Raw genomic sequence first — 10,333 nt, 5'->3', positions numbered from 1 at the left:
GTCCCCTGCCCGCCGCACCTCCCCGCCATCAGTCCGCCGTCCCAGTCCGACATCCGCGCATTCCTGCCGCTGGAGGGGAAAGATGCCTCGCACGACCAGCACCACCGCCACCGCGACCGACACCGACAACCCCGCCCCCGTTGCTACCGCCGCCGCTTGCGCCTCCGTCGACTCCCTCCCCTGGGAGGAGCTCGTCACCTCGGCGCTCCTGGGCACCGACCGCCGTCCCCCGACGCCACGCGGCGGCCCCGCACCGGCCGATGCGCCCGCGGCCCTGCTGGACGCCGCCGCGCTGCATACCGTGCGGCAGCGGGCCGGGCTGCTTCCGGCCGTGCCGGAGGCCCGGCCCGAGCCCGCCGCACCGGATCCCCGCCCGGCGCTCCCCGAGGCCGCCTGGCACCGGCTCGCCCACCTGTTGGCCGACCGTGCCGCGCCTTCGGGCAGCGGGCGGCGCGGGGCCGCCCCCGATCTCACCGAGCTGATTCCGCAGTGGCTGGCCACCGCCAACCGGAAGGGGTTCCGTGCCCCGGCGGCCCTGTTGCCGGCGCTGCTGGACGCCGCCCGCGCCCGTACGGACCTGCGCCCGCAGGCGCTCGCGTTCGCCGGGCCGCGCGGTCTGTGGCTGGCCGGGCTGAACCCCGACTGGAAGTTCGCCCTGCGGGGCGCGGCGAGCGGCGCGCTCCACCCCGACATCACGGACCCGGAAGCGGTGGGCCGGCTGTGGGAGGAAGGGCTGTTCGCGGAGCGGGTCGCGCTGCTCGACGCCGTACGGGCGCAGGATCCGCCCACCGCGCTCGCCCTGCTCGCCACCACCTGGCCGGCCGAACGGGCCGAGGACCGGCTGATGTTCCTGGACTCCCTGCGGTCCGGGCTCGGGGGCGACGACGAGACGTTCCTGGAGCAGGCCCTGTCCGACCGCAGCCGCAACGTCCGCGCCACCGCCGCCGAACTGCTCTCCGCCCTGCCCGAGTCGGCGCTCGCCGGACGGATGGCGGCCCGCGCGATGTCCTGCGTGAACCCGGACCGTACCGGGGACGCCGCCTCCATAGCCGTGGAGGCGCCGCACGAGTGCGACGCGGCGATGCAGCGCGACGGCGTCGCCGCGGTCCCGCCGACCGGCCGGGGCGAACGGTCCTGGTGGCTCGGGCAGTTGGTGGAGGCCACCCCGCTGGGCATCTGGGAGGAGCGGTTCGGCGGACGTCCCGCCGCGGAGGTCGTGGCCCTGCCCGTCGCCGACGACTGGGCGGACGAGCTGCACGCCGCCTGGTGCCGGGCGGCCGTGCGGCAGCGGAATCCGCAGTGGGCCCGGGCCCTGCTCGGGCGCCCCTCGGCTCCCCCGGCGAGCGGCCCCGGGACGGCCTCGATCGCCGAGCGCTCGAAGCTCCTCGCGATCCTGGAGCAGGCCGAACGCGCCTCCTGGGTCGCCGAGTTCATCGCCGCACACGGCCTCTCGGAGGCGTTCCAGCTGCTCGGGGTGTGCACGGTCCCCTGGGCCGGGCCGCTCGGGCGTGCGGTGGTCGACGCTCTCGACATCGCGCGGGACGGCGGGAGCTATCCCTGGAGCTTCAGCGGAGTGATGGGCCTCGCGGAACGCTGCCTGGATCCGGCCGAGGCCGACCGGCTGGAGGTCCTGACGGCCGCGCAGGACGAGCAGGAAGGGGCATCGCCGGGGGCGGGCGGCTACTGGTCGGAAGCCTTCCAGCGCCTGGTCTCCACCCTGCGGCTGCGCGCCGCGATGGAGGCGGAACTGATGTCCTGATGCCGCGGGGGAAGCGGAGCGGAGCCGCCCACCGTCGTGACGAGCGACAACGACAACGACGGCCACAACGCGAGCACGCGGGCGACGGCAACAGCTACAGCTACAGCTACAGCTACAGCTACAGCGAGAACGCGGGCACGTACGGGGGCGACGGCCCGGGACGGCGACGGAATCGCCGTCGCCCGCGCGGGCCCCTACGCAGCGGGCCCGCTCCGGGGTCGGTGTTCAGGCCTGCGCGGCCTGGCGGACGTTGGCGTTGACCCACGTGACGATCTCGGTCGTCGTCGCCCCCGGGGTGAACAGCTCCGCCACACCCAGCTCCTTCAGGGGCGCGATGTCGTCCTCCGGGATGATCCCGCCGCCGAACACCTTGATGTCCTCCGCCTCCCGGGCCTTCAGCAACTCGATCACCTTGGCGAACAGCGTGTTGTGCGCCCCGGAGAGGATCGACAGGCCGATGGCGTCGGCGTCCTCCTGGATCGCCGTGTCGACGATCTGCTCGGGCGTCTGGTGGAGCCCCGTGTAGATCACCTCCATACCGGCGTCCCGCAACGCCCGCGCGATGACTTTGGCCCCGCGGTCGTGGCCGTCGAGTCCCGGCTTGGCCACCACCACACGGATCGGACCGGTCACACCCATCACTGCCTCCACCTGGTCTCCCGCGCCTGAAGGGCCGGGGATGTGAACGAACGTTATCCACAGCATCCCGCAAGGCGCTGTTTCGCGGCAGGCCGGGAGGGGGAAATCACATGTGGGACGTGTTCGCCCGGCGTCGTCGACCCGTAGGTGTCCGATCGGACACCGATCGGACACCCCCAGGAGAGCCGCCACGAGGTTGCCGTACCACCGCGCCGCCAGCCGCACGGCACGGTGGTGCGGCTCCCGTGGCCCGCAGGTCCGCGATCCTCGCGGAGACACCTCGCGGAGACACCCCATGAGGGCATACGGGGACGGGAGCCGCATCCCCGTACGCCAGTGCAGGAGGTCGGCCGTGAAGCTCCTCCCTCTCCTCTCCCTGCTGCCCCGCCTGCCGCGCCCCCGGCTGTCGTCCGCGCTGCTCGGCGCCACGGCGCTGGAGCTCGCCGTCCTCGCCGGGCACCTGGTCGCCTACCCCTTCGGCCTCACCCCGGAGCGCCGCCCGTCCCCCCGCCCGCCGGCCCGGCCGGCGGGCACCGGCGCCGACGGCCCGGATCACGGCGGGACCACTCCGCCCGAGGCCACCGCCCTGCCGGTCGCGCCCGCCGCCGCGCCGCCCGTCGTCCTGCTGCACGGCTTCATCGACAACCGTTCCGTGTTCGTCGTCCTGCGGCGCGCACTGACCCGGCACGGCCACCGCCATCTGGAAGCCCTCAACTACTCGCCGCTGACCCGCGACATCCGCATCGCCGCCGAACTGCTCGGGCGGCACGTGGAGGAAATCTGCGAGCGCACCGGGCACAGCCGGGTCGACGTCGTCGGGCACAGCCTCGGCGGCCTGATCGCCCGGTATTACGTACAGCGACTCGGCGGTGACCGGCGGGTGCGCACTCTGGTGACGCTCGGAACCCCGCACGGGGGCACCGCCGTCGCCCCCGGGGCGGGCGTTCACCCCATCGTGCGTCAGATGCGCGGCGGTTCCTCCGTGATCGAGGAACTGCGCGCCCCCGCTCCCGGCTGCCGCACCCGGTTCGTGAGTTTCTGGAGCGAGTTGGACCAGGTGATGGTTCCGGTCGGAACCGCGTGCGTCGATCATCCCGACCTCGACGCGGTGAACGTACGCGTCACCGGCATCGGACACCTCGCCCTGCCCGTGCACCCGACGGTGGCCGCCGCGATCCGTGAGGCTCTTGAGGCGCCGGAGGCCGGAGAGGACACCGCCACCGTCACCGGGTCCTCCACCGGGGCGACTTCCGCGGCCTGAAATAGAACATCAGTCGAACGTAGGGCCAAGGCTGCGCCTGCCGTCCACCGAAAGACGGCCGATTGCCCGTTTCCTGCGAACGCAAAACCTGTCGAAGATTGTCGTCCTCACATACCGCCGGGTACAGTCGCGGCCACTGCTTCCCCCTGGGACTCCCCTGACCGGGACCCAGAACAGTCCTGCTGCCGAGGCGAGAGAGAAGTTGGTGAACGACCAGCACCCCCACGCCGGGCATGTCGGGTACGACGACCGATCGACCGGCAGCTTCGACACCGACCCGCTCTTCGGCTCCCTTCCGGGCGGCCACGACACCGGCTACGACGCGGGTCACCCCGCCGCCGGATACGGCGACACCACCTACGGCGCCGGCTACGACACGACGTACGCGACCGGACAGCCGGACCACAGCGGCCAGTACGACTCCTCCGCGTGGAACACCGGCACCGGCGCACAGCAGGCACCCGCCTACGACGGTTACGCCGCCCAGGAACAGGCCCCGCAGCAGTGGGACACCTCCGGGGCCTGGCAACAGGTCGCCGACCAGAACCTGACCGGCCAGTGGGCGACCGCCGACACCGGCGCGTTCCCCACCACGGGCTTCCCAGCCGCCCCGTACGGCACGGACACCGCGTACGCCACGGAGGCGTACGGCACCGGGGCGTACGGGACGGACGCCTACGACACCGGTACGTACCCGGCCGGTACCGGGTACGGGGCCGACAGCGTCCACGACGCCGACGCCTACGGGACCGGGTCGTACCCGACCGGCGCGTACGGCTCGACGGCCGTCGCCGCCGACACCGGGACGTACGCCACCACCGCCTTCACCACCGGCACGTTCGACGCGGGCACCCATGACACCGGTGCGTACGACATCGGCGCCTACGGCACCGTTTCCTACGGCACGGGGACGTACGACACGGGCGCCTACGACGCGACCGCGTGGAACTCCGGCGCCACGCCCGGGGACACCGCGTACGAACCCGAACAGACGTCGCACCCGCTGTACGAACAGCAGCCGGCCGACGCGACAGCGCCCGGGGTGCCGGCCGAAGCGGACGGGACGGCCGAGGAACCGGAGACCGGCCACCACTCCACCGCCGAGTTCGCCGCCCTCGCACCGGACGCCGTGCCGGAGCCGGAAGCCGGCGACGGCTCCCCCTCCCCGCACTCCGTGAACCGCACCGCCGTCCGTCCCCCCGCCCCGCGCAACCGGGCCCGTCGGCGTTCTCCCGCCAAGCGTTCCGCCCTGCTGACCGTCGCGGTGCCCTCCGCCTGCGTGATGAGCGTCGCGGGCATCGCCGCCGCCTCGGTCGGCGGGATGCCCGGCGGCGAGGAGAAGCCGGAGGAGACGACCACATCACTGGCGGTGGCCGACCCCAGCACGGTCAAGCCGGTCGCCGCGAACAACCGGCTGGACAGCCAGCTGGAGCAGCTCTCCGAGGGCAGCGACGACTTCCGTGAGCGCGCGAGCCGCACCCAGGAGCGCATCGACCTGCGGGAGCGGCAGGCGGCGGAGAAGAAGAAGCGCGAGGAGGAGGCCGCACGCCGCGAGGCGCTGCGACCCAAGTTCGTCCTGCCGGTCAAGCAGCACGGGCTCAGCGCCTACTACGGCCAGGCGGGCGTCAACTGGATGTCCGTGCACTCGGGCATCGACTTCCCCGTCTCGTACGGCACTCCGGTGATGGCCGCGACCGACGGCACCGTGCGCACCCAGCTGAACAGCGCGTACGGGGTCATGGCGATCGTGACCGCCGCCGACGGCACCGAGACCTGGTACTGCCACCTCAGCAGCACCAAGATCCGCTCGGGCCCGGTGAAGGCCGGCGACGTGATCGCGTACTCGGGCAACTCGGGCAACTCCACCGGTCCGCACCTGCACTTCGAGGTCCGGCCGGGCGGCGGTTCGGCGATCGACCCACTGGCGTGGCTGCGCAGCAAGGGCATCGACCCGAGCTGAGACGGCATCACGAGAACGGGTTTCGAAAGCGGCATCACGAAAGCGGGTGGGAGGGCCGAGGCCTCCCACCCGCTTTCGTCTGTCCTGCCTGCCCGGATCGCCCGCGCCCGGCCCGTCTACAGCTTCTCGACCGGCGCGTACCGCAGCAGCAGCTTCTTCGGGCGTTCGTCGCCGAAGTCGACCGTGGCCTTGGCCTGGTCGCCGAAGCCCTCGACGGCCGTCACCGTGCCGAGCCCGAACTGGTCGTGCGTGACCCGGTCCCCGGCCACCAGGGTGACCGTCGGCTTCTCCGCGCCGCCGCGCCGGGTCGCGAAGCCCGAGGGGCCGGAGCGGGAGCGGGAGGAGGACAGCGAGGACGTGATGCCGGAGGTGGGCCCCGCGGGGGCGGCCATCGGCCCCTTGCGCCGCCAGTCCAGGTGCGCTTCCGGGATCTCCTCCAGGAACCGCGAGGGCGGGTTGTACGAGGGCTGGCCCCAGGCGCTGCGCATCGCGGCCCGGGTCAGATAGAGCCGTTCGCGGGCGCGGGTGATGCCGACGTACGCGAGGCGGCGCTCCTCCTCCAGCTCCTTGGTCTGGCCGAGGGCCCGCATGTGCGGGAAGACGCCGTCCTCCATGCCGGTGAGGAAGACGACCGGGAACTCCAGGCCCTTCGCCGTGTGCAGGGTCATCAGCGTGATGACGCCGGAGCCGTCCTCGTCCTCGTCGGGGATCTGGTCGGAGTCGGCGACGAGCGCGACCTTCTCCAGGAACTCCGCGAGCGTGCCCGCACCCTCCTCGTCGCCGCGCTCCTGCTCGAATTCGAGGGCGACGGCGGCGAGTTCCTGGAGGTTCTCGATGCGGGTCTCGTCCTGGGGGTCGGTGGAGGCCTGGAGCTCGGCGAGATAGCCCGTGCGTTCCAGGACCGCTTCCAGCACGACGGCGGGGCCGGCACCGGACTCGACGATCGTGCGCAGCTCCTCCATCAGCGTGTTGAAGCGCTTGACGGCGTTGGACGAGCGGGCGGCCATGCCGTACGCCTCGTCGACGCGGCGCAGTGCCTGCGGGAAGGAGATCTTCTCGCGCATCGACAGGGCGTCGATCATCGCTTCGGCGCGGTCGCCGATGCCGCGCTTGGGGACGTTGAGGATGCGGCGCAGCGGGACGGTGTCCTCGGGGTTGGCGAGGACCCGGAGGTAGGCCAGGACGTCCCGGACCTCCTTGCGCTCGTAGAAGCGCACACCGCCGACGACCTTGTAGGGCAGGCCGACGCGGATGAAGATCTCTTCGAAGACACGGGACTGGGCGTTGGTCCGGTAGAAGATGGCGACGTCGCCCGCCCTGGCGTCGCCCGCGTCGGTGAGCCGGTCGATCTCGTCGGCGACGAACTGCGCCTCGTCGTGCTCGGTGTCGGCGACGTAGCCGGTGATGCGGGCGCCGCTGCCGGCGTTGGTCCAGAGGTTCTTGGGGCGGCGGCTCTCGTTGCGCTCGATGACGGCGTTGGCGGCGGAGAGGATCGTCTGCGTGGAGCGGTAATTCTGCTCCAGCAGGATCGTCGTCGCGCTCGGGTAGTCCTCCTCGAACTGGAGGATGTTGCGGATGGTCGCACCCCGGAAGGCGTAGATCGACTGGTCCGCGTCGCCCACCACGCACAGCTCGGCGGGGGCGTCGGCCTCCCCGGCCGGGCCGACCAGCTCCCGTACCAGCGTGTACTGGGCGTGGTTGGTGTCCTGGTACTCGTCGACGAGGACGTGGCGGAAGCGGCGGCGGTAGTGCTCGGCGACATCGGGGAAGGCCTGGAGGAGGTGGACCGTCGTCATGATGATGTCGTCGAAGTCCAGGGCGTTGGCCTCGCGCAGGCGGGCCTGGTAGAGCGCGTACGCCTGGGCCAGGGTCTTCTCGAAGCCGTCCGTCGCCTGCCCGGCGAAGGTCTCCTCGTCGATGAGCTCGTTCTTGAGGTTGGAGACCTTGGCGGTGAAGGACTTCGGCGGGAACTGCTTCGGGTCCAGGTCGAGGTCGCGGCAGACCAGGGCCATCAGGCGCTTGGAGTCGGCGGCGTCGTAGATCGAGAACGACGAGGTGAAGCCGAGCTTCTTCGACTCGCGGCGCAGGATGCGGACGCACGCGCTGTGGAAGGTCATGACCCACATGGCGTGGGCGCGGGGGCCGACGAGCTGCTCGACGCGCTCCTTCATCTCGCCCGCGGCCTTGTTGGTGAAGGTGATCGCGAGGATCTGCCCGGGGTGCGTGCCGCGCTCGGCCAGCAGGTGGGCGATGCGGTGGGTGAGGACCCGGGTCTTGCCGGAGCCGGCCCCGGCGACGATGAGCAGCGGTGACCCGGCGTGCACGACGGCGGAGCGCTGCTCGGTGTTCAGCCCGTCGAGCAGCGCGGCGGCGTCGATCGCCGGGCGCGGGTGACCGTCCCGGTAATACCCGTCCCGGGGCGGCGGGGGCGCGTCGTAGACGCCCTCGAAGAGGTCCTCCGGCACCGCTTCGGGCGCGTGGTCCTCGGGGGGCGGCGGGGGGCCGTCCTCCGCGGGCTGGAGGCCGGTCAGGAAACTGTCGTCAAAGAGGCTGCTCATCGCCTCCCGAGTCTAGGCGGCCGGACTGACAACTCTCCGCCGAAGGCGGGAAGGGGCCGCTCGCACCACACCGTCACCCGTACGCACGGAGACCGGACGTCGACGTTCCGTGAAGGAGTGCCCGGTCGGAGGGGGTGTCCGGCCCCCGATCCGGAAAGGTCACGAAAATGTATCGGGCATATCGCTCATCGTCCTTCCCAGCGGCGGGGCCGGTTGGCTAGCGTGCTCGGTCAGGTGGCCCGTACCTCCCTGAGGCGAACCACGCCTGACGGGCGCCTCTGCCGAATCCGTCCTGCCGCCCTGGCAGTTCGGAACCGGGGACCCACACGCAACACCGGGGTGAATCGGTCCGTGCCCTCGCAGCCGGACCGTAGGACAGCCTTCCGTTCCGTCCGAACCCGACAGCTAACCCGGTAGGCGGTCCACGGAAGGAGATGCCGGTCTTGGCATCGCATCGCAAGCCGCGCACGAAGGTGCGCACCACCACCCCCGCCGTCGGGCTGACGACGGCCGCGCTGGCCTCCGTGACGCTGCTCTCCACGCAGAGCGCCACGGCCGCGCCCGCGGAGCCGAAGCCCGCCATCGAGGAAGTGCGGAAGAAGGTCGACGCCCTGTACCGGCAGGCGGGCACCGCGACCCAGGAGTACAACCGGGCCAAGGCCGCCTCGGCGTCCCAGCAGACGAAGGTCGACACGCTGCTCTCCGACGTGGCGAAGCGGGCCGAGAAGATCAACGAGGCGCGGCGGGCGCTGGGCTCCTACGCGGCGGCCCAGTACCGCGACGGAGGCATCGCGCCCGCGGCGACGTTCTTCCTCGCGGAGAACCCGCAGGGGTACTTCGACCAGAGCCGGCTGATGGACCGGGCGACGGAGCGGCAGCAGAAGGCCGTCGACGAGGTCCGTGCGCAGCAGGCCTCGGCGGCGAAGAAGCGCGCGGAGGCGGTGAAGAGCCTGGAGACCCTCACCGAGACGCAGGCCACGCTCGCCTCCAGCAAGAAGGACGTGCAGACCAAGCTCACCGAGGCCCGGGGCCTGCTGTCGAGGCTGACCGCCGAGGAGAAGGCGCGGCTGGCGGAGCTGGAGCGCAGGCAGGAGGCCGAGGCGAAGGAGAAGGCGGCGCAGCTGGCCGCCCGGCAGGCCGCCGAGGCGAAGGAGAAGGCCGAGGCCGAGGAGAAGGCCCGCGAGGAGGCGGCGAAGGGGTCCGGCGGCGGTTCGGGCACGGGCTCCGGTTCCGGTACGGGAACGGATCCGGGCTCCGGCACCGGTACGGACAGTGGTTACGCCGCCAAGGCGGAGAAGGTCCTGGCCTTCGCCCGCGCCCAGATCGGGAAGCCGTACGTGTGGGGCGCGTCGGGCCCCTCCAGCTACGACTGCTCGGGGCTGACGCAGGCGGCGTGGCGGGAGGCGGGCGTGACCCTGCCCCGGACGACCTGGGACCAGGTGGAGGTCGGGACGCGGGTCGCCACGTCCGATCTGAAGCCGGGGGACCTGGTCTTCTTCTACGACGACATCAGCCACGTCGGCATCTACAAGGGCGACGGGATGATGATCCACGCCCCGAAGCCGGGTGCGAACGTGCGCGAGGAGTCGATCTACTCCATGCCGATCTACGGGAGCGTGCGCCCGGCATAGGGCGGGCGCCCAGCGCGAGCGTGCGCCCCGAGCGGAGCGGGCGCACGCCGTGCGGACTCAGGTCCAGACCGTGGCGATGAAGATGTTGGCGACCGTCAGTCCGCCGACCGCGGCGAACGCGCCCTTGTCCACCGTCTCGTCGTCCCGCTTGACGTAGACGAGGGCGAGGATCACGACCAGCAGCGCGAGCTTGATGCCGATCTTGACGTTGTTCACGGTCTGGTCGTCGGCCTGGTTGAGCCCGACCAGGGCGATGCCGGTGACGAGCATGGTCAGCGCGCCGTGCAGCATGGCGGGGATGAAGCGGGCGGTGCCCGCTCCCATGGCCTTCATCTGCGTCAGGAAGCCGCCCAGCAGGGAGGCGATGCCGATGATGTGCAGGGCGACGAAGACATTGATGAGTACGTCCATGGCTCCGGAGCCTAGCCAGGGCCAAGGATCTACCTTTCAGTGAGGCAAGCCTTCCTTGTGCGCTTCATCCGGGATTGACCGCAATGCCCTGATGTGCGGGCATATCAGTGATCA

The 10,333-nt window shown here is 71.8% G+C and carries 7 protein-coding genes and 1 riboswitch; of the genes, 4 read left to right on the top strand and 3 right to left on the bottom strand.

Annotated features, from left to right (window positions below; all coding sequences use genetic code 11):
• Window positions 1-82: 82 nt before the first annotated feature.
• Window positions 83-1,759: a DUF5691 domain-containing protein gene (locus HET64_RS13270; protein ID WP_215105117.1), complete on the top strand. Its 1,677-nt coding sequence runs from the start codon at window positions 83-85 to the stop codon at window positions 1,757-1,759.
• A gap of 225 nt (window positions 1,760-1,984) precedes the next feature.
• Here the strand turns inward: HET64_RS13270 and HET64_RS13265 are convergent, their stop codons facing one another.
• A complete protein-coding gene (locus HET64_RS13265; protein WP_003966859.1) occupies window positions 1,985-2,398 on the bottom strand; it encodes a cobalamin B12-binding domain-containing protein in 414 nt (137 codons plus the stop codon).
• A gap of 352 nt (window positions 2,399-2,750) precedes the next feature.
• On the opposite strand from HET64_RS13265, the gene HET64_RS13260 reads away from it, so the two are divergent.
• Together HET64_RS13260 and HET64_RS13255 are read left to right on the top strand one after the other, a co-directional pair.
• Window positions 2,751-3,659: an alpha/beta fold hydrolase gene (locus HET64_RS13260; protein WP_215105115.1), complete on the top strand. Its 909-nt coding sequence runs from the start codon at window positions 2,751-2,753 to the stop codon at window positions 3,657-3,659.
• A 205-nt stretch (window positions 3,660-3,864) separates the two neighbouring features.
• Window positions 3,865-5,619, top strand: coding sequence for a M23 family metallopeptidase (locus HET64_RS13255; RefSeq protein ID WP_215105113.1), 1,755 nt, complete (start codon window positions 3,865-3,867; stop codon window positions 5,617-5,619).
• A gap of 116 nt (window positions 5,620-5,735) precedes the next feature.
• Here the strand turns inward: HET64_RS13255 and pcrA are convergent, their stop codons facing one another.
• Window positions 5,736-8,177 (bottom strand): DNA helicase PcrA, encoded by a 2,442-nt coding sequence (pcrA, locus tag HET64_RS13250; RefSeq protein WP_215105111.1) that lies wholly within the window; start codon window positions 8,175-8,177, stop codon window positions 5,736-5,738.
• 269 nt (window positions 8,178-8,446) lie between these two features.
• Window positions 8,447-8,613: riboswitch (cyclic di-AMP (ydaO/yuaA leader) on the top strand.
• Here pcrA and HET64_RS13245 point away from each other — a divergent pair.
• Window positions 8,612-9,808 (top strand): C40 family peptidase, encoded by a 1,197-nt coding sequence (locus HET64_RS13245; RefSeq protein WP_215105109.1) that lies wholly within the window; start codon window positions 8,612-8,614, stop codon window positions 9,806-9,808. (Overlaps the previous riboswitch by 2 nt.)
• A gap of 57 nt (window positions 9,809-9,865) precedes the next feature.
• Here HET64_RS13245 and HET64_RS13240 read toward each other — a convergent pair whose 3' ends face one another.
• On the bottom strand, window positions 9,866-10,219 hold the full coding sequence (locus tag HET64_RS13240; RefSeq protein WP_215105108.1) for a hypothetical protein: 354 nt from the start codon (window positions 10,217-10,219) through the stop codon (window positions 9,866-9,868).
• Window positions 10,220-10,333 lie beyond the last annotated feature (114 nt).

This window comes from Streptomyces sp. McG3, from assembly GCF_018619185.1.
Lineage (GTDB): Bacteria > Actinomycetota > Actinomycetes > Streptomycetales > Streptomycetaceae > Streptomyces.
This window is presented reverse-complemented; position numbering and strand designations above follow the sequence as displayed.